We start from the raw sequence: 18950 nt of genomic DNA on the forward strand, positions 1-18950 counted from the left end.
CAGCCCCTTAAATCCACAACTTCTTGAAGTCACGTCCGCCAAAGATCAGGTTGACCATTGCGCGGGTCACCATGATGGCCGTGAACATCGAGGTAAAGATACCGAGGGACATGGTCACCGCAAAACCTTTGACCGGGCCGGTGCCCATGGCAAAGAGAATCCCGCCGACCAGCAATGTGGTCAGGTTGGAGTCGAGAATCGCGGTAAATGCCCGGCCGAAGCCTTCGTTGATTGCACGTTGTACGCTCATGCCCGCCGCGATTTCTTCACGAATCCGCGAGAAGATCAGTACGTTGGCGTCCACCGCCATGCCCATGGTGAGCACGATACCGGCGATGCCTGGCAGGGTCAGCGTAGCGCCCAGCAGCGACATCAGGGCCAGCAGCATCACCATGTTGCCCGCCAGGGCTACGGTGGCGATGACGCCGAAGAAGCGGTAGATGGCGATGATGAACAGCGACACAAACAGCATGCCCCACAAGGCTGCGTCGACACCCTTGGTGATGTTGTCGGCACCCAGGCTCGGGCCAATGGTGCGTTCTTCAGCGAAGTACATCGGCGCCGCCAGGCCACCGGCACGCAACAGCAGCGCCAGTTCGGACGATTCGCCCTGGCCGTTCAGGCCAGTGATGCGGAATTGAGCACCCAGCGGCGACTGGATGGTCGCCAGGCTGATGATCTTCTTCTCTTCTTTGAAGGTCTGCACCGGCACGTCTTTCTCGACGCCGTTGACCATTTGCTTGGTGTAGGTGGTGACTGGGCGCTGCTCGATGAAGATCACCGCCATGCTGCGACCGACGTTGCTGCGCGTGGCGCGGCTCATCAGCTCGCCGCCATGGCCATCCAGACGGATATTCACTTCAGGCGTGCCGTGCTGCGAGTCAAAACCCGCTTTGGCGTCAGTCACCTGGTCACCGGTGATGATCAAGCCACGCTCGATCAACGCGGGAGGACGGTTACCTTCACGGAACTCGAACTCTTCGGCAGTCGCGCGGGAAGCACCCGGCTCAGCGGCCAGACGGAATTCCAGGTTGGCCGTTTTACCCAGGATACGCTTGGCTTCAGCGGTGTCCTGTACGCCCGGCAATTCAACCACGATGCGGTTGGCGCCCTGACGCTGAACGATCGGCTCGGCCACACCCAGCTCGTTGACGCGGTTACGTACCGTGGTCAAGTTCTGCTTGATGGAGTATTCGCGGATTTCCGCCAGCTTGGCCGGGGTCATCGCCAGACGCAGTACAGGTTGACCATTCAGGTCGGCCGGTACGATGTCGAAATCATTGAAGTTCTTGCGGATCAGCGCACGGGCCTGTTCGCGGGAAGCTTCGTCAGAGAAGCCCAGCTGGATGGCACCGTTGAGCTGCGGCAGGCTGCGATAACGCAGTTTCTCTTTGCGCAGCAGGCTCTTCACATCGCCTTCGTAGACTTTCAGGCGTGCGTCGAGGGCTTTGTCCATGTCGACTTCCAGCAGGAAGTGCACACCACCGGACAAGTCCAGACCCAGCTTCATCGGGTGCGCGCCAATGCTGCGCAACCATTTTGGCGTGGTCTGGGCCAGGTTCAACGCGACAACGTAGTCGTCACCCATGGCCTTGCGCACAACGTCTTTGGCCGGCAGTTGGTCTTCTGCTTTGGTCAGGCGCAACAAGCCGCCCTTCGCATCAGCCGCCAATGTTGCCGCTTTAACCTGGATGCCCGCATCGGTGAGCGCTTTGCTCGCGCGCTCCAGGTCTGCCTGATTGACCTGCAGCGAAGTGCTGGCGCCCGTGATCTGGATCGCAGGGTCATCAGGATAAAGATTGGGAGCGGAATAAATAAAACCGATCGCCAGCACCGCCAGGATCAGTACGTATTTCCACAGAGGGTATTTGTTCAGCATCACGCCGCCCGCTTATAACGCGGGGCGCCTTGCGCGCCCCGTCGATTGGTAAAGGTTGTTACTCAGATCGCTTTGAGCGTGCCTTTAGGCAGCGTGGCGGCGATGGCGCCCTTCTGGAACTTCATTTCTACGGTGTCGGAGACTTCCAGAACCACGAAAGCATCGGAAACCTTGGTGATCTTGCCGGCGATGCCGCCAGTGGTCACAACTTCGTCGCCTTTCTGCAGGCTGCCCAGCAGGTTTTTCTGCTCTTTGGCGCGCTTGGCCTGTGGACGCCAGATCATCAGGTAGAAGATGACCAGGAAGCCGACCAGGAAAATCCACTCGAAACCACCGCCCATTGGGCCGGCAGCGGCAGGCGCAGCGGCGTCAGCCATGGCATTAGAGATAAAAAAGCTCATTTAGCACTCCAGTTGCAAATAGTGAATCTTAGGGTCGGAAAACTCAGTCCAAGGGCGGCACAGGGAGCCCGCGCTTGGCATAGAAGGCATCGACGAAGGCGGCCAATGTACCCTGTTGAATAGCCTCGCGCAAACCAGCCATCAGGACTTGGTAGTGACGCAAATTGTGGATGGTATTCAACATGCTACCCAGCATTTCCCCGCACTTGTCCAGATGGTGCAGATAAGCACGCGAGAAGTTCTGGCAGGTGTAGCAGTCACAGGTGGGATCCAGCGGCGAATCATCATGGCGATGGAACGCGTTACGGATCTTCAGCACGCCTGTATCGATGAACAGATGCCCATTGCGGGCATTACGGGTTGGCATCACGCAATCGAACATGTCCACACCGCGGCGCACACCCTCTACGAGATCTTCCGGTTTGCCAACGCCCATAAGGTAACGAGGTTTGTCAGCCGGCATCAGGCCCGGCAGGTAATCCAGCACCTTGATCATCTCGTGCTTGGGCTCGCCCACCGACAGACCGCCGATGGCCAGGCCGTCGAAGCCGATCTTGTCCAAGCCTTCCAGCGAGCGCTTGCGCAGGCTTTCGTGCATGCCGCCCTGGACGATACCGAACAGCGCCGCAGTATTATCGCCGTGGGCATTCTTCGAACGCTGAGCCCAACGCAGCGACAGCTCCATGGAAATGCGCGCCACGTCTTCATCCGCCGGGTACGGCGTGCACTCGTCAAAAATCATCACGATGTCGGAGCCCAGGTCGCGCTGCACCTGCATCGACTCTTCCGGGCCCATGAACACCTTGGAGCCGTCGACCGGTGAGGCGAAGGTCACGCCCTCCTCCTTGATCTTGCGCATGGCGCCCAGGCTGAACACCTGGAAACCACCGGAGTCGGTGAGGATCGGGCCTTGCCACTTCATGAAGTCATGCAGGTCGCCATGCTTCTTGATCACTTCCGTGCCCGGGCGCAGCCACAGGTGGAACGTGTTGCCGAGGATGATTTCGGCGCCGGTGGCGACGATGTCACGCGGCAGCATGCCCTTGACGGTGCCGTAGGTGCCCACAGGCATGAAAGCCGGGGTTTCGACGGTGCCGCGCGGAAAGGTCAGGCGACCCCGACGAGCCTTGCCGTCAGTAGCCAATAATTCAAATGACATACGACTCATAGTGGTTCCTCAGGGCCCGCTTCTTTAGGAGCAGTCGGCGCCGGGTTACGGGTGATAAACATCGCATCACCGTAGCTGAAAAAACGGTACTCGTTGGCGATGGCGGCTTGATACGCGGCCATGGTTTCCGGGTAACCGGCAAATGCCGACACCAGCATCAACAGCGTGGATTCCGGCAAATGGAAGTTGGTCACCAGGCAATCGACCACATGGAACGGCCGGCCCGGGAAAATAAAGATATCGGTGTCGCCACTGAACGGCTTGAGCACGCCATCACGCGCCGCACTCTCCAGCGAACGCACGCTGGTGGTGCCCACCGCCACAACGCGACCGCCGCGCGCCTTGCACGCCGCCACGGCATCCACGACGTCCTGGCTGACTTCCAGCCACTCGCTGTGCATATGGTGGTCTTCGATGTTATCCACACGCACCGGCTGAAACGTACCGGCCCCCACGTGCAGGGTCACATAAGCGCTCTCGACGCCCTTGGCGGCAATCGCATCCAGCAACGGCTGGTCAAAATGCAGCCCGGCCGTTGGCGCGGCCACCGCACCCAGACGCTGGGAGTACACCGTCTGATAGCGCTCGCGATCCGCGTCTTCGTCGGGGCGGTCTATATAAGGAGGCAACGGCATATGGCCGACGCGCTCCAGCAGCGGCAACACTTCTTCGGCGAACTTGAGTTCGAACAACGCGTCATGGCGCGCGACCATCTCGGCCTCGCCACCGCCATCGATCAGGATGCTCGACCCCGGTTTCGGCGACTTGCTGGAGCGCACATGGGCCAGCACGCGATGGCTGTCCAGCACCCGTTCGACCAGAATTTCCAGCTTGCCGCCGGACGCTTTCTGGCCAAACAGCCGTGCCGGAATCACCCGGGTATTGTTAAACACCATCAAATCGCCTGGGCGCAAATGCTCAAGCAAATCAGTGAATTGACGGTGTGCGAGGGCACCGCTCACCCCGTCCAGGGTCAGCAGTCGACTGGCGCGACGCTCGGCCAAAGGGTGGCGAGCGATCAGCGAATCAGGGAGCTCAAAAGTAAAGTCAGCAACGCGCATGATGGGGTTCGTCTAGCAGGGCCGGGAAGTCTAGCGGAAATAGTGAAAATAGACCATGAAACGTGATTGACCAACGGTAATCTCATCTCTATACTTCGCCGCCATTGAGCCCTGATGGCGGAATTGGTAGACGCGGCGGATTCAAAATCCGTTTTCGAAAGGAGTGGGAGTTCGAGTCTCCCTCGGGGCACCATCTTAAAGAAAGACCTTGAAATTCAAGGTCTTTTTTTTCGCCTGTCGAAAAGTGCGTATGCACGGGCGAACACAGACGCTAAGGAGCCGGGACCATGGAATTGACGCTGGAAGCTGTTGCGCTTTTTGCTCTCAAGCTGGTGCATGAGACCGAAGGCGCGAGCCCGATTCTGCGCGATGATTTGATCATGGACGGGTATGAGCGGGAAGTGTTCGGGTTGTTGGTGCGTCAGGGGGATTTGGCCACGATTCAACGCAAGCTTGATGAGTGCATTGCCCAGGCACTGGGTACGTTAGGCGGTGCCAACACCGTACTCGGGCGTGAACTGCACAAGCTGTCCGCCGAAGTGCAACAGGCCAGCCACCTTGATGAGCTAAACGCTCCGCTGATGACCCTCAAGGACTATCTGAAAGATATCCAGTGAGTCAATGAGCAACATACCCGCCAGGTAAACCATCAGCACCGCAACGCCAGCGTCCAAGCAGCGCCAGACCACGGGCGCGCGAAACAGCCATGTCAAACGCTGACACCCCAGCGCCAACAGCACAAACCACACCAACGATGCCGTCATGGCGCCTGTCGCGAACAGTGCTTGCTGGCCAGCGGGCTTGGCCGCACCGATAGAGCCGATCAGCACCACCGTATCAAGCCAGGCGTAGGGGTTGGCGAAGCCAAGCACTATCGCCGTACGTACTAGCCCCCTTTGCGAGTTACCCCCTTGAGTGTCCGGCATGGACAGGTTGCGGATGCAGGCCAACAAGCGCTGACCACCGAACCACAGCAGATAGGCCGCGCCGGTTACGAGCAGTATCGCCATCACCGCCGGCCAACTTTTCAGCACAGCCCCTAACCCCGTCACGCCGATAGCGATCAGGAGAATATCGGCCAGCACACAAATAGCGACCACCCACCAGATGGGACCACGTCCGACACCTTGGCGGATGACCAAGGTGTCTTTTGGGCCGGGGGCGGCGAACAGTCCGATGCCCAGGAGCAAGCCTTCAAGGTACAGGGCGTTGAAATGTGGAAACATGGATTGTTCGAGTCCGCGAGGCGATTAAAGAAGTTGAATAGGCTGATTGCCGAAACCGGTATGACGAGCGTTGACAGCACTGTTCAGGTCAATGGGTTTGCGGCGGAAAAAGCTTGTCGGCCGCTGTTCCGGGCTCGGATTTGCAAAGTAAATCAACGAGCTTCTGGCGACTGGCTGCTTCGGCGCCAATACAGCATGATAGGCAGCAGGAATGGACTGGTCGGAAAGCTCAGTGAGCAACGAACCTGCCAGCACTGCAATCTCGCCCTCCAGTAGCCGGACCGGCTCTAATGAAGCGCCCTTCACCAACACCAGCCCTTCGCGGGTAGGCTTGATAAACGACAGCATGTGCCCATCTTCATGAGGGTCCTGAGCAAATTGGCGCACGCCGTTTGTGGCCTGAGCACCGTAGACACAGAGTTGGATGTAAGACGCCAATCGCAAGGGCGCTAATGGGGCAACGCCAAACTCTGCACAAATCCCGTCCATTAACGCTTGGGCGAGCTCGCTGATCTGGCGCTCAAAACTACCCACAGCAGTGAAGAACGGGCTTCGGGTGAACTCCAGATCCGTTCGCTTAGGCGCATGCGCAGGCCAGTAACAGAAACGCTCACACAGGTCCGGGTGGTCTTCGATGCTCGAATACTCGGCGCCAAAAGGGAAAAAACCGTCAGTGTCTTCGGCGAAGGAAAATGATTGTTTGGTGGTTTGGGAAATTGCCGCGTACCCATCAATGATCTTTTTGTAGTCCTGCTGCATCGCATCTGAGATCTGCAGGGTCCCAAAGCCTGATCGAGCAATGGATTCACAGCACGCTTTTATCTGTTTCATAGAGATATCCAGAGATAGTTGTAAATGAATGCAACAAAAATGGGGTCGCAAGCATGCGAGACACCGCGACACTGGATATAGCCAATCAAAACGCGGACTATCCATGTCCTTCACAACGTCGCCAGCAGGATGCGAGTGTGCATGGCCCGCTACACGTTGCGGCGGGCAGGTTGTCCTTTTTAGCTAACAACGTGACGACTTTCACCAAGGACTGGGGATGAGCAATCAACTATGAGCATCAAGACGCGCGACACTCTTCGAGCGCTAGTCGTAAGACGCAGCCGGGAACTGGGTAAATCCATGACCACCCTGGCCAAGGAAGCCGGCATATCCAGAACCTACCTTTACGGGTTGGCCGGTGGCGCCTCTCAAGATCCCTCGGTGCGCACACTGATAAAGTTGGCCAAGGCACTTCAAGTTTCACCACTGCTACTGTTCCGCTACTTCGCCGATTTGGCAGGCGCTCCGGTGGGCGCTCACTCAATGGCTGCCACTAACCGCGCTATCGGCCTGCAAGACCCTGGTGACGTTGCCGTCTTCAACGCAGACGTCACCACGCCGGACCAAACCGTCGTGTTACCCGGTGAGACGTTTCAGAAGACCTGGGAAATCCAGAACCTTGGCACCCGCCCCTGGCGTGGCCGCAGGCTGGTACGGGTAGATGGCGAATACGTTATCGCCCAACGCACCGCCACGGGCGCGCCACTGGAAGTGGTGATGGACACCCACCTGCGCAGCCTGAACAACGAGATCGCTATTGCAGAAACACTGCCCGGCCAACCGGTGCACATCACTGTAGAGTTCGCCGCGCCCAAGGAAACCTGCACGGTCACGTCCATCTGGCGGATCGAGGATGAACACGGTCAGCCCTGCTACGGCCCCGCCTTCATCCTGCATGTCATCGTCAACGTCATGGCACGCTGAATGGCCTCACCGCCGCCCTTCAACCGCCATGCGCACCGCCAACCCCATCAACACCGAGCCCATCACCCAGCGCTGCACCACCTGCCAACCCGGGCGGGTGACAAAGAACACCGCGATGGAGCCCGCCATGATGGCAATCACCGAGTTAACGCTCACGCTGATGGCAATCTGCGTAAAGCCCAGCACCAGGGACTGCGTCAGCACACTGCCATGGCCATTCGGGTCGATAAACTGCGGCAGCAACGACAAATACATCACCGCGACTTTAGGGTTCAGCAGGTTGGTCACAAAGCCCATCATGAACAGCTTGCGCGGGCTGTCCTGGGGTAAATCCCGCACGTGAAACGGCGAACGGCCACCCGGCTTGACCGCCTGCCAGGCCAGGTACACCAGGTACAATGCCCCGCCGAGCCGCAGCGCGTCGTAGGCAAATGGCACCGCCATCACCAGCGCGGTAATCCCTAATGCCGCGCAGAGCATGTAAACCACAAACCCCAACGCCACACCGCCCAGCGAAATCAACCCGGCCGTGCGCCCCTGGCAAATCGAGCGGGAAATGAGGTAAATCATATTCGGCCCGGGGGTGAGCACCATGCCGAGTGAGATCAGGCCATAAGCAAGCCAGCTGGACAGTTCGGGCATGGTGCCGCTCCAAAATTATGAGGTTGGGCGCCATGGTAGGGCGTTGAATAGCAGGCCGTTAGATACAGATCCGCGAGCAAAACGTCATACACCCGCACAGGCATTTGCCGCACTACATACCCAGGACAGGCCCATGATCGACTTCAACAACAAAGGCTTCTTCAAACTCAAACAAAACAACGAATACGCCGAACGCGTCTCCGCCCTGCTGCTCGATGGCGAAGAAGTGATCGACGCCTACAAAGCCATGCGCGACGGCGTGGTCTTCACCACCAAGCGCATCATCGCGGTGAACGTGCAGGGAATTACTGGCAGCAAGAAGGACTTCACCTCGCTGCCGTACAAAAATATCGTTGCGTACTCGGTGGAAACCTCCGGCACGTTTGACCTGGATTCGGAGTTGGAGATTTACTTTTCGTCGCTGGGGAAAGTGAAGTTTGAATTCACGGGGAAGACTTCGATTGTGGAAATCTCGCGGATCATTTCCAAGCACCTGCTGAGCTGATCAGCAGGCAAAAAAAGACCTTGGCGTCCCAAGGTCTTCTCTGCTGCAGACACTGATTCAACGAATGTACACAGATCCAAATGCGGGAGCGGGCTTGCTCGCGAAGGCGCCCGCCGCCACACCATCAAACCACCCGTTTACACCGAAACAGCCTCCTTCTCCTCCACCCCCCCATTCGGCAACATCCCATTCGCCAAATCATCCACCACCGCCTTCGCCATCTCCTCCAAATAATGCGCCGCCCAAGCGTAACGGTCCGCGCTCTTGTCCATGGCGGCATCCAATGCGAGCATTTTGGAACAGTGCAGCAACTCGGAGGCATGCTCCAGGGCATCACGAATGGGCACGCCGGCATTGACGCGGAATAGACGGTGGAGATTGGGCTGTTTGCCGCAGGTGGAGAAGGTGATGACGCCGAGGGTTTTGTTGAGGGGTGGGTTGATCATTGGGCACCTCCGAACAGCGTAGAGGTGTGGACTGCAGTATTGCGAGGATAAAACCGTTCAGAAACGCTCATTGGTATAGCTCCCATTCTTCGAAGAGAGCTGCCGCATTCGTTTCCAGGCGAATGGGTGGCAGCTGTGCGCAGGCTGGAAACCGGGGAATAGGCAAACCCGGCAGACTCGAAAGCCTCCCACGCACAGCCGCCATAACACGCATATGCTGGCACAAAAGTGGCGCCAGCGGTCGTGATAAATGGTGGCGCCTGTGCGCCTATACCCACGGGTTTCCAGGCCCGGTCGCCATATAGACAGCGACGAGCGAGAACTTAGCTTTAAAAACTGGACGGGCAAAGCCGAGCCTTGTGACGAGAAATGTCCAAAGCGCACTACTTAAAATGCTGAAGATAGCTAAGTCGAAAAGTCTCATCGCCCTTTTTAATTATCGTCGCTAACAGCGATGACTTTTCCCACATACACCATCGAGAAGAGCCGACATCAACCTCTGATTACCCCTCGTACGCTCACTCCCTCGCACAAGGAAGTGAGCCCGTCATGTCAGAACGCGCGTACCCCATCACCGAAGAAGAACAACTCAAACGGCGAATCCTGACTCCGCAGCCGAAGCGGGTGCCCTATTCGCCGCCCATGGTGTTGCTCGACCCAACACCAGCACCGGCGCCTACGCCCGCAAAACTTCCCGGTTGCGTGTTCACCAAACCCTGCCAACTGCCTGACGGCATCATTCGCTACAACGACCCCACCGGTTACGTACCGTTGGAGCTGATCAAGGATTACGGCCATTTCAGCCTGTTGGGTGGGCGCGAGGTGGACAGCCGAGGCGCAGTCGCCTTGCGCAAGATCAGCGGCAGCGCCCTGCCTGTTGGCTTGGGGCAGTTGGCGTTGCGTTCGGCGGTGGTGGAATCCGCAGCAACCGCCGCTGGCACTGTAGCCGGTGGCTTATTGGCGGGTTTGGTGGCGCTGGCTTGGCCGTCGGAGCTGGGTGATAGCGCGCTCTACAGCGAGGAGCAGTTGCGTTCGCTGCAACGGGCGCGGTCGCAGATGCGTTTGCATGTCGAGCAGCGTGGGGACGGTACGCTCAAGGGGTACGGGTTTTACACGGGCAACACTGCCGATTGGCAGATGATTGATGTGGTGCAGTTCCAAAGCCGTGGCGATCAGTTTGTGGCGGATTTGGGTGAGGGCGTGGAACTGATCTGGACGCCTGCGGTTGATCCTGGAGATACGCTGGGTATTCCGGCATTGGAGGCTGCGCCGCAAGCGCCGGTGATTTGGATTTACCCGCCGACGGAGAAAGCCGCGCAGATTCTGGTGAACCCGATTTATCCGCCGGAGTATCGGGATTTTATTCTGGTGTTCCCGGTGGAGTCTGGGGTTCGGCCGCTGTATGTGGTGGTAAATGAGCCTCGGAAGGGGTTGAGAAACCCGGATCATGATTACTTTTCTGCACCAAGTACCGAAGATATAACTGGCTTCCCAGGCTTGATCCCCCAAAAGCCGGTGACACCAAGACAAGGCGGGGCTGGTTTACGTGAGCGTTGGATAGATGCAAAAAGGAGAAAGATATTTGAATGGGATTCCAAGAAAGGCGAGCTTGAAGTCTATCGAAACAGTGATTTAGAACATCTCGGCGCATTTGATCCTTACACCGCCGAACGTCGCGGGCCGGCGAACCCAAAACGTCGAATTTACAGATAAAGAGGAGTGCGAAAAATGGTTATGAAAATCAGATTACGGTGGTACGAAAAACTCAGTAATGACTTGAAAGCAGATGAGTACTCGGCAGATATCGATGACGCTGACAGTTCCTTTGAGGCATTAGGTTTGAGCGATGAAACCGCAATATATGCCGACGTTTTCAACGTTCTCCCAAATTGGATAACAATTCTCCAGCCACACTTCCAGCATGTAATACAGCCCAACCTATTCGACTACCAAATTTCCTTCCGCTATCAAGGCGCTTGGCCGCCACCTCCAAAGCAACCCAGGAAGGAATCCTGAAGCAATGAAAAAGCCCCTTCTCTACCGCTCAGTCAATACCCGAACCCATGGCGTGCGTCACGGTAGCGGTTTCGCTTATCGCTATGAACGGCATACCAAAAGCGCAAAGCGTTCACTGTCCACCCGCGGATCAATGCATAGCCGTCTACGACACGGTTTTGACTACACGCCGCTATTCCGATTTCTCCTGTCCAACGTTGGTCAGCCATGGGACAAGGTGTTCAGCGAAGCCAATGCTCGCCTGGATCGCCCGGAGCCCGTGTTCTGGATGGTTGCTCTGCATGAAAATGACAAAGACGACTATGTGCTATTGGGTGATTTCAGCTATTACAGCGGTTTGTGGGTCGACGCGGCAGGCCTGCTGCAAAAGGTTAACCCCCAATTGACGCCCGAACAGATGAAGCCCAGTTGTGACTGCTGCACCCATACGTTCAACGGTGTGGTATTCCCGCAGGCGCTTGCGCGCAAGCCGTGAAGCTCAGCCGCGCGCGCAAGCCGCCCTGCGCTAGATTGTGCAACGTCAACGCACTGCCGATCTTGCCCACGATCATCTCCACAATCGCCAACCCCAACCCCGCGCCATTAGCGTTATCCCGGCTATAAAACCGCTCAAACAACCGCTCCATTTCCGCTTCATCAATCCCCGGGCCTTGGTCTTCCACGCTCAAGCAGTTGACCCCAATCACCACCTTCACTTCGCTGCCCGCCGGGGAAAAATTCAGTGCGTTGGTCACCAGGTTCTGTAGCGCAATCGCCAGGGCCACCGGCTCGGTTTGCACCCAGCACGCTTCTTCGCCTTCGAGCACCAACTCCACACCTTTCTCCATGGCCAGCGGCGTCAACTCGGCCAGTTCTTCGCGCACCAGTTCCGTCAATTGCACAGGCTTGCGCACGGGGTTGCTCAGTTGCGGCTCGATACGCGCCATGGTCAGCAATTGGCTGCCAATGCGTGTGGCGCGGTCGACGCCGTTGACCAGGAAGTCCAAGGCTTCGCGCCGCTGCGCTTCGGTCGCAGCGCTTTGGGCGTTTTGTGCATGGATGCGCAGGATCGCCAATGGCGTGCGCAGTTCGTGGGCGGCGTCGGCGATGAAGCGGCGTTCGCGCTCCAACAGGTCATCCATTTGCACCAGCAACCGGTTGAGCGCGGTTTGCATGGGCTCCAGATCGGTCGGCAGCGGCTTGAGGTTCAACGGTTGCAAGGTGTCGGTATTGCGCCCCCGAATCGACCTGACCATGGCGCGCAACGGGGTGAGCCCCCAGCCGATGGTCAGCCAGATCAACACGGTCAGCAGTGGCACGCCGATCAAGGTGGGCCAAAGGGTGTGACGCACGATGCGTTCGATCAGGTCCTGGCGAATGTCGTCGCGCTCGCCCACCCAGATCAGCAGTCCCTGTTGCGGGTCGGCGAGGAGGAAGGCGCACCAGTCGTTGCCGTTGTCCATGATGTCGTGGGCGCCGAGGGCAGTCGGCGGGGTTGCAAGTACGGGCGCCTCTGCAGACCGCACCAGCAACTCACCATCACTGCGCCACACCTGGAAGGTCAGGCGAGTTTCGTACGGGTGGGCCACGCCCTCCTCCCCCACACGGCTCATGGCCTGGTCGAACGCCTGATACAAGCGGTCCCAGTCGGCTTCGCCGGGGTCGCGTTGGCGCAGCACACCTTGCAGCAGGCGCGCACTTTGGGCGAGTTGGGCGTCGTAGACTTCTTCGATTTCATGGTGGCTGTCGCGCAGCACCAGCCAGCTGATCAGCGCGTCGCCGAGCAAAATAAACACCAGCACCGGAATGAGGATGCGCGCGCGAACCGAGGTCATGGTGTGAGCGCCAGCACATAGCCAACACCGCGCACGGTGCGGATCAGGTCGGTGGATAACTTTTTGCGCAGGTTATGGATCAACACTTCCAGGGTGTTGCTCTCCACCCGGTCCTGCCACCCATACAACGCACGAGACAGCCGCTCGCGGGTCACCACTTTGCCGGGGCGCACCATCAACTGGTGCAGCAGTTGGTATTCCATCGGCGTGACGATGATCTCTTCATCCTGGTAACGCACTTGCTGGGTCGCCGGGTCGAGGCTGACACCGGCGTGTTCCAGCATCGGTTGCGCGCGGCCCTGGCTGCGGCGCAACAGGGCGCGCACGCGGGCTTTGAGTTCTTCGACGTCGAAGGGTTTGATCAGGTAGTCGTCGGCGCCCGCGTCCAGCCCGGCGATGCGCTCGGCGGTGCCGTCGCGGGCGGTGAGGATCAGCACCGGCACGTCGTGTTGCCCGGCGCGCAGTTGCTGCAACAGGTCGAGGCCATCCAGGCGTGGCAGGCCGAGGTCGAGCAGCAACAAATCGAAGCTCTCGGTGCGCAACGCGTGCAAGGCGCTGAGGCCATCTTGCAGCCAATCCAGTGTGTAGCCTTCAGCGCCCAATGCCACGCGAATGCCCTGGCCAAGGGCACGATCATCTTCGACAAGGAGTAGGCGCATAGCGGAGTCTCTGTAGGAATCGGCGGAATGATGCCGGTTCTACGCGGGGTCATTTCGGGAAAGATGTTACGGCGCGTTGCCAACTAAGCTTGCGCTAAGGTTGGTTTTGCACTGTGAAATCTCCCACATCTGCTGAGAGCTTTTTCATGCGCAAAATTCTCCTGCTGTCGCTGCTTATCGCCAGCCCCATGGCCCTCGCCGGCCCGCAGTGCACCACCGCCGAGCGTTCGCAATGGCAAGACGAAAAGGCCTTTCAGGACAAGCTCAAGGCCGACGGTTACACGATCAGCAAGTTCAAGGTCACGGACGGCAACTGCTACGAGATCTACGGCTTCGACAAGGACAAACGCAAGGTCGAGATCTACCACGACCCGGTCACCGGCAAGGCCGTGAAGACTGAGATCAAGGGCTGATGCCAGGCGAATCCCTGCGCCTGTGGGACCCGCTGGTGAGGCTGTTTCATCTGTCTATCGCCGGGGTCTTTATCGCCAATTACTTCGTTAACGAAGCGGGCGATGACTGGCATGTGTGGCTGGGCTACTACGCTATGGCCTGGCTGCTGGTGCGATGGGTGTGGGGGTTTGTAGGACCGCGCAGTGCGCGTTGGTCGGATTTCTGGCCATCGCCTGCGCGGCTCAGTGCCCATGTGCGTAGGGTGTTCGACGGGCGCGGCCTGCATCGCCTTGGCCATTCGCCCATCGGCGCGCTGGTGATGCTGTTGATGATGTCGGCGCTGCTGACCCTCGGTATCAGCGGCTTCCTGATGCAGGAAGTCGACGCGCTATGGGGCGCCGATTGGCCGCTGCAAGTCCATGAAACCGCCGCCAATGTGCTGCTGGCTCTGGTCGGTGTGCATGTGCTGGCCGCCGTGTATGAAAGCATCCAGGTGAAGGACAACCTGCCGTTATCCATGCTCACCGGTCGCAGGAAGCGCCTGCCGGATGATCGTGCGCAGTAATTTTTTTCTCTGACAGGTTCTCTATGCGCTCCGCCCTACTGATCTGCAGCCTGCTAGGGGTATTTATTGCCGCCTGGCTCAGCCATCCGCCGCACGTGCTCGCGCCGTTTGCCCAGGCGAGCCCGAACACCTCTAAAGTCGCGACGGCGCCGCAATACTCCAGCCGCTTTGTGTCTTCGCAACTCACTGACTTTGTGCACTCGTCCTCGGTCACCGCCCTACCCGGTGGCGACTTGATGGCCGTGTGGTTTGCAGGCAGCCGCGAAGGCGCCGCCGATGTGCAGGTGCGCACCGCACGGTTTGATGCACGCAGCGGCGAATGGGGCGCCGAGCAGGTGCTGGCCACACGTGAAAGTACCCGCGACGGCACCCAGCGTTACATTCGTAAACTGGGCAACCCGGTGATTGCGCTGGGGCCGGATAAACGCCTGTGGATGTTTTACGTGTCAGTGTCGGTCGGCGGCTGGGCCACCAGTGCGATCAACGTGATGGTCTCCGAGGACCTCGGCGCAAACTGGTCGGCACCTCGGCAATTGGTGACGTCGCCGTTTTTCAACATCAGCACACTGGTGCGCGCCGCACCGGTGTTTCACGCCGACGGCTCGATCGGCCTGCCGGTGTATCACGAGTTCATGGGCAAGTTCGCCGAGTACCTCTACTTGAGCGCGGACGGTGCGGTGATCGACAAATTCCGCATCAGCCGCGGCAAGCATTCCTTGCAACCGACCATCGTGCCGCAGGATGGCCAGCGCGCCGTGGCGATGTTGCGTTACGCCGGCGAAACCCATCACCGCGTGCTCGCCAGCCGCACCGAGGACGCCGGGCAAACCTGGAGCGAGCCGTACCCGCTGGAACCGGCCAACCCCAACTCATCGCTGGCGGCCGTGGCCACTGAAGACGACGGTTTGCTGGTCGCCCTCAACGACCTGCAGGACGGCCGCTTCAAGCTCAGCCTATATGGCACCGACGCCCAACTGAGCCAGTGGCGCACAGTGGTGGAACTGGACCAATCACCCGACCCGCTGGGCCAACCGTTTTCCCCCGAGGCTTATAAAGCGATCATCGGCGAAGGCTTCCGCGCGTCCAGCGGCGCCAAACGCCTGCCGCTGGAACAACGTTTTCTGAGCAATCTGGATTACCGCGTGTGCAAACCCCGTGGCTGCGATTTCGAATACGAGTACCCGTATTTCAGCCGCAGCCCGGACGGCATGTATCACCTGGTGTACTCGTGGAATAACACCTTTATCAAACATGTCAGCTTCAACGAAGCCTGGCTGGCGGAGCGTCTGTGATGGTTTCTGTGTGGCAAGCCCATTTGAGTTTTGTGTTGCTGGGGTTTGTGCTCTTAAGCGCATTCAGATTCACCGCACCGTGGCGCCCTTGGTTGTTGCCGGTGTTGGTGGCGCTGAGTGTTATCCCGCTGAATGAATTGCCGTTGGCGGCATACGTGCGCAGCTACACCGATGACCTGGCGATCAGCACGTTGGTGTTGTTGGCGTGGGTGGGGTTGTGCCGGTTGGGCGTGGTGCAGCCGCAGGGCCGTCAACAGCGGGTGCAATTGCTGCTGTTGTTTGGCGGGCTGAGCCTGCTGTTGTACCCGGCAACGCTGGGCCTGACGTATGTCGACCCTTATCGCTGGGGCTTTAAGCCGCGGCCGATGATTGTGCTGGTGGGGGCGGCAGCGCTGTTGATGCTGTGGCTGCGCAATGCATTGGCGGTGTGGATGCTGGCGATCGGCACGCTGGGGTTTGCGTTGCGGCTGAAGGCTTCGGAGAACTATTGGGATTACTTGGTTGATCCGCTGTTGGCGGGTTACTGCGCCGTTGCAGGATTGATGCAACTCAAACTGTGGGAGCGGGCTCGCTTGCGAATGCGGCATATCTGGCACTGATACACCGCTTTCGGGAGCAAGCCCCCTCCCACAGTTGATCGGGGTCGTTTTGGACATTGGGAAGGGTCAATGATGGGTGTGTTGCAATCACGCCGCCTGCGCTACGGCGTGGGCGCGATCGGCTTGATATTTGTGTTGCTGGCCGCTTTGCGGCTGGTGTTTTTAATCAGCTTTTCCGGCCTTGCGCTGAACACCCCGGCGCTGCCGGAAACCCTGGGCATCGGCCTGCGCTTCGACCTGCGTCTGGCGGTGTTGGTCCTGTTGCCGCTGGCGCTGCTGGCCTGGTTCCCACGCTGGAACCTCACCACCCTGCCCGCCCTGCGCTGGTTGGCGCGCGGCTATCTGGTGGTGGCATTGGCCGTGGTCGGCCTGGTGTACATCATCGACTTCGGGCATTACGCCTACCTCGGTGTGCGTATCAACGCGACCGTGTTGCGCTACCTGCAAGACGCACAGATTTCTCAACAGATGGTGTGGGAAACCTACCCGGTGCTGTGGATAACCGCGTGTTGGCTGGCGGCGGTGGCCGTGTGGGTCTGGGCGTTGGTGTGCCTGGAACGATTGACCCTGGATGGCGAGCGCAAACCCATCGGCACACTCACGCTGGCGTCGGTCTCGGTGGTTGGCGTCATTGCCGTGCTGCTCGCCCTGCTCGGCCGCGTGAACAATCTCAACCTGGAAAACCCGGTGCCGCTGCGCTGGAGCGATGCGTTCTTTTCCGGCAATAGCCAAGTCGCCGCCGTGGGCCTGAACCCGGTGCTGTTCTTGTACGACACACTCAAGGTCGGCCAATCGCAATTCGATGCCGCCCAGGTGCGTCAGCATTACCCGCAAGTGGCCCAGTACCTGGGGGTCGAGCAACCCGATCCCGAGCAACTGAATTTCATCCGCGAGCAAGCCGTGCAACCCTATCGACTGCCAGGCGAGCGCCCGCCCAACGTGATCTTCGTGATGCTTGAGTCGCTCGGCACCAGCGCCGTCGGCGCCTACGGCAACCCGCTGAACCCCACGCCGAACCTCGACACACTGGCGACGCAAAGCTGGTTCTTCAAACACTTCTACGTGCCCGTCACCGGCACTGCCAAAACCGTGTGGGCAAGCATCTCCGGCGTGCCGGACGTCACCCGCCAGGAGACGGCCACACGCAACCCGCTGATCACCCGGCAACACACGCTGATCAACGCCTTCGAGGGCTACCAGAAGTTCTACATGATCGGCGGCAACGCCGGTTGGGCGAATATCAATGCGTTGATTCGCCAGAGCATCGACGGCGTGCAGCTGTTTGACGAAAGCCACTGGCGCTCGCCACGGGTGGACGTGTGGGGCATCTCCGACCTGGACCTGTTCAAGGAGGGCGACCAACTGCTGCGTGCGGTGCCAAAAGACCAACCGTTCTTCGCCTACCTGCAAACCTCCGGCAACCACCGCCCCTTTACCATCCCCAAGCAAAACGATGGCTTCCAACTCAATAACGTGACGCTGGAGCAAGCCCAGGCCGCCGGTTCACGCAGCGTCGAGCAATACAACGCGGTGCGCCTGCTGGATTACAACATCGGCCGCCTGATGGAAATCGCCAAGGCCGGCGGCTGGTACGACAACAGCATTTTTGTGTTTTTCGGCGACCACAACACGCGCATCAGCCAGATCCCGCACATGGCGCCCGCCTTCGAGCAACTGGGCCTGGAAAGCAACAATGTGCCGCTGCTGATCCACGCCCCGGGCCTGCAACCTCGGGTGATCGACGAAGCCGTGGGCCTGGCGGATTTGCTGCCGACGGTGGCGGGCATGGCGGGCATACCGTTTCGCAACGGCGCGATGGGCCGGGACATCCAGCAGCCAGCGCCGGAAGGTGAGCGCGTGGTGCCGCTGGTGTTGCATGAGGGCACCTTCCCGATTATCGGTGGCGTGACCAAGGACTTCCTGCTGCAGATGCAACATGACGGCAGCTCGCCGACCCTGCATGACCTGGCCTCGCAAACGCCTCGGGAGGATGTGGCCGAACAGCACCCTGAAGAGTTTCAACGCTTACAGGGCTTGACGCGCGGGCTGCATGAGAGCGCTCGGCTGATGCTGTTCAGGAATGTGCGCGAGTGATTACTTGGGCTGGAAGGTTTCCAGGTATTGGAGGATGTTTTCAATTTTTTCCGGATCGCTGATGCCCCAGAAGATCATGCGTGTGCCGCTGACCACCTTCTTCGGCGCCTCGATGTAGGCGGCGAGTTTGTCGCGGGTCCAGACCACACCGGAATTTTTCATCGCGTCGGAGTACTGATAGTCAGTGGTGGTGCCGGCGGGGCGGCCGATGATGCCGTTAAGCTCAGGCCCAAAACCGCCGCGTGCGCCTTCGCCGATGCTGTGGCAACCGCCGCAGGTCTTGGCGAAGAGCTTGCCGCCCGCCTCGGCATCGCCCGCCGCACAGGCCGGGCCGGCGTTGAGGATCAGGGCGAGGGTCAACAGGGCGTACTTCATCTAGGGCTCCACAGCGGGCAACGGTGAGTCGATTATGCCTGTATCCACCTCACAGTGGCG

General features: G+C 59.3%; 22 protein-coding genes and 1 tRNA gene. 12 read left to right on the forward strand and 11 right to left on the reverse strand.

The genetic code is table 11. The annotated features are described in order from the left end of the window. Nucleotides 1-7 precede the first annotated feature (7 nt). The 4 genes from secD to queA form a co-directional block, all read right to left on the reverse strand. Nucleotides 8-1879 carry a protein translocase subunit SecD gene (gene secD / locus CPH89_RS04820; protein WP_053257885.1) on the reverse strand — a complete coding sequence of 624 codons (1872 nt, stop codon included), beginning with the start codon at nt 1877-1879 and terminating at the stop codon, nt 8-10. A gap of 62 nt (nt 1880-1941) precedes the next feature. Further along, nucleotides 1942-2280: a preprotein translocase subunit YajC gene (gene yajC, locus CPH89_RS04825; protein WP_003175975.1), complete on the reverse strand. Its 339-nt coding sequence runs from the start codon at nt 2278-2280 to the stop codon at nt 1942-1944. A 43-nt stretch (nt 2281-2323) separates the two neighbouring features. After that, entirely contained in the window at nt 2324-3439 is a 1116-nt protein-coding gene (tgt, locus tag CPH89_RS04830) for a tRNA guanosine(34) transglycosylase Tgt (RefSeq protein ID WP_003175976.1), read from the reverse strand. Between the two features lie 5 nt (nt 3440-3444). Beyond that, nucleotides 3445-4509 carry a tRNA preQ1(34) S-adenosylmethionine ribosyltransferase-isomerase QueA gene (queA, locus tag CPH89_RS04835; RefSeq protein ID WP_053257886.1) on the reverse strand — a complete coding sequence of 355 codons (1065 nt, stop codon included), beginning with the start codon at nt 4507-4509 and terminating at the stop codon, nt 3445-3447. A 108-nt stretch (nt 4510-4617) separates the two neighbouring features. On the opposite strand from queA, the gene CPH89_RS04840 reads away from it, so the two are divergent. After that, nucleotides 4618-4702: transfer RNA gene (locus tag CPH89_RS04840), tRNA-Leu, on the forward strand. Between the two features lie 94 nt (nt 4703-4796). Then, nucleotides 4797-5126: a hypothetical protein gene (locus CPH89_RS04845; protein WP_053257887.1), complete on the forward strand. Its 330-nt coding sequence runs from the start codon at nt 4797-4799 to the stop codon at nt 5124-5126. On the opposite strand, the gene CPH89_RS04850 is transcribed toward CPH89_RS04845, so the two are convergent. After that, a complete protein-coding gene (locus CPH89_RS04850) occupies nt 5076-5735 on the reverse strand; it encodes a LysE/ArgO family amino acid transporter (RefSeq protein WP_053257888.1) in 660 nt (219 codons plus the stop codon). The genes CPH89_RS04845 and CPH89_RS04850 overlap by 51 nt on opposite strands. 24 nt (nt 5736-5759) lie before the next feature. Further along, nucleotides 5760-6566, reverse strand: coding sequence for an isopenicillin N synthase family oxygenase (locus CPH89_RS04855; protein WP_053257889.1), 807 nt, complete (start codon nt 6564-6566; stop codon nt 5760-5762). Between the two features lie 231 nt (nt 6567-6797). Between CPH89_RS04855 and CPH89_RS04860 the strand changes: the two genes are divergently transcribed. Next, entirely contained in the window at nt 6798-7490 is a 693-nt protein-coding gene (locus tag CPH89_RS04860; protein ID WP_053257890.1) for an NBR1-Ig-like domain-containing protein, read from the forward strand. Between the two features lie 6 nt (nt 7491-7496). Here the strand turns inward: CPH89_RS04860 and CPH89_RS04865 are convergent, their stop codons facing one another. Further along, nucleotides 7497-8132 (reverse strand): LysE family translocator, encoded by a 636-nt coding sequence (locus CPH89_RS04865; protein ID WP_053257891.1) that lies wholly within the window; start codon nt 8130-8132, stop codon nt 7497-7499. 133 nt (nt 8133-8265) lie between these two features. Between CPH89_RS04865 and CPH89_RS04870 the strand changes: the two genes are divergently transcribed. Next, nucleotides 8266-8637 (forward strand): PH domain-containing protein, encoded by a 372-nt coding sequence (locus CPH89_RS04870; protein ID WP_053257892.1) that lies wholly within the window; start codon nt 8266-8268, stop codon nt 8635-8637. A gap of 137 nt (nt 8638-8774) precedes the next feature. Here the strand turns inward: CPH89_RS04870 and CPH89_RS04875 are convergent, their stop codons facing one another. Next, nucleotides 8775-9083: a DUF3077 domain-containing protein gene (locus CPH89_RS04875; RefSeq protein ID WP_053257893.1), complete on the reverse strand. Its 309-nt coding sequence runs from the start codon at nt 9081-9083 to the stop codon at nt 8775-8777. Nucleotides 9084-9632: 549 nt separating this feature from the next. Here CPH89_RS04875 and CPH89_RS04880 point away from each other — a divergent pair. The 3 genes from CPH89_RS04880 to CPH89_RS04890 are packed head-to-tail and all read left to right on the forward strand — an operon-like array spanning nt 9633 to nt 11574. Beyond that, complete coding sequence (locus CPH89_RS04880) at nt 9633-10796, forward strand: S-type pyocin domain-containing protein (protein WP_053257894.1); 1164 nt, start codon at nt 9633-9635, stop codon at nt 10794-10796. Nucleotides 10797-10811: 15 nt separating this feature from the next. Then, nucleotides 10812-11099 (forward strand): colicin E3-like toxin immunity protein, encoded by a 288-nt coding sequence (locus CPH89_RS04885; RefSeq protein ID WP_053257895.1) that lies wholly within the window; start codon nt 10812-10814, stop codon nt 11097-11099. Between the two features lie 4 nt (nt 11100-11103). Beyond that, nucleotides 11104-11574, forward strand: a complete 471-nt coding sequence (locus tag CPH89_RS04890) for a hypothetical protein (protein WP_053257896.1) — start codon at nt 11104-11106, stop codon at nt 11572-11574. Here the strand turns inward: CPH89_RS04890 and CPH89_RS04895 are convergent. Next, the gene (locus CPH89_RS04895; RefSeq protein WP_053257897.1) at nt 11531-12913 is read right to left on the reverse strand and encodes an ATP-binding protein; all 1383 of its coding nucleotides are present in this window, start codon (nt 12911-12913) and stop codon (nt 11531-11533) included. The two genes, CPH89_RS04890 and CPH89_RS04895, sit on opposite strands and share 44 nt — an antisense overlap. Continuing rightward, complete coding sequence (locus tag CPH89_RS04900) at nt 12910-13572, reverse strand: response regulator (RefSeq protein WP_053257898.1); 663 nt, start codon at nt 13570-13572, stop codon at nt 12910-12912. Before CPH89_RS04900 ends, CPH89_RS04895 begins: the two co-directional genes overlap by 4 nt. A gap of 146 nt (nt 13573-13718) precedes the next feature. On the opposite strand from CPH89_RS04900, the gene CPH89_RS04905 reads away from it, so the two are divergent. From CPH89_RS04905 to CPH89_RS04925, 5 genes are all read left to right on the forward strand, one after another. Next, nucleotides 13719-13985, forward strand: coding sequence for a PepSY domain-containing protein (locus CPH89_RS04905; protein ID WP_053257899.1), 267 nt, complete (start codon nt 13719-13721; stop codon nt 13983-13985). Beyond that, a complete protein-coding gene (locus CPH89_RS04910; protein WP_053257900.1) occupies nt 13985-14530 on the forward strand; it encodes a cytochrome b/b6 domain-containing protein in 546 nt (181 codons plus the stop codon). Before CPH89_RS04905 ends, CPH89_RS04910 begins: the two co-directional genes overlap by 1 nt. A 23-nt stretch (nt 14531-14553) precedes the next feature. Continuing rightward, complete coding sequence (locus CPH89_RS04915; RefSeq protein ID WP_053257901.1) at nt 14554-15822, forward strand: sialidase family protein; 1269 nt, start codon at nt 14554-14556, stop codon at nt 15820-15822. Next, entirely contained in the window at nt 15822-16421 is a 600-nt protein-coding gene (locus CPH89_RS04920; protein WP_053257902.1) for a hypothetical protein, read from the forward strand. The genes CPH89_RS04915 and CPH89_RS04920 overlap by 1 nt, the downstream gene beginning before the upstream one ends. 72 nt (nt 16422-16493) lie before the next feature. Further along, nucleotides 16494-18515, forward strand: coding sequence for an LTA synthase family protein (locus CPH89_RS04925; protein ID WP_053258042.1), 2022 nt, complete (start codon nt 16494-16496; stop codon nt 18513-18515). Here the strand turns inward: CPH89_RS04925 and CPH89_RS04930 are convergent, their stop codons facing one another. After that, nucleotides 18516-18890: a c-type cytochrome gene (locus CPH89_RS04930; RefSeq protein WP_053257903.1), complete on the reverse strand. Its 375-nt coding sequence runs from the start codon at nt 18888-18890 to the stop codon at nt 18516-18518. Between the last annotated feature and the right edge of the window lie 60 nt (nt 18891-18950).

This window comes from Pseudomonas fluorescens, assembly GCF_900215245.1.
Lineage (GTDB): Bacteria > Pseudomonadota > Gammaproteobacteria > Pseudomonadales > Pseudomonadaceae > Aquipseudomonas > Aquipseudomonas fluorescens.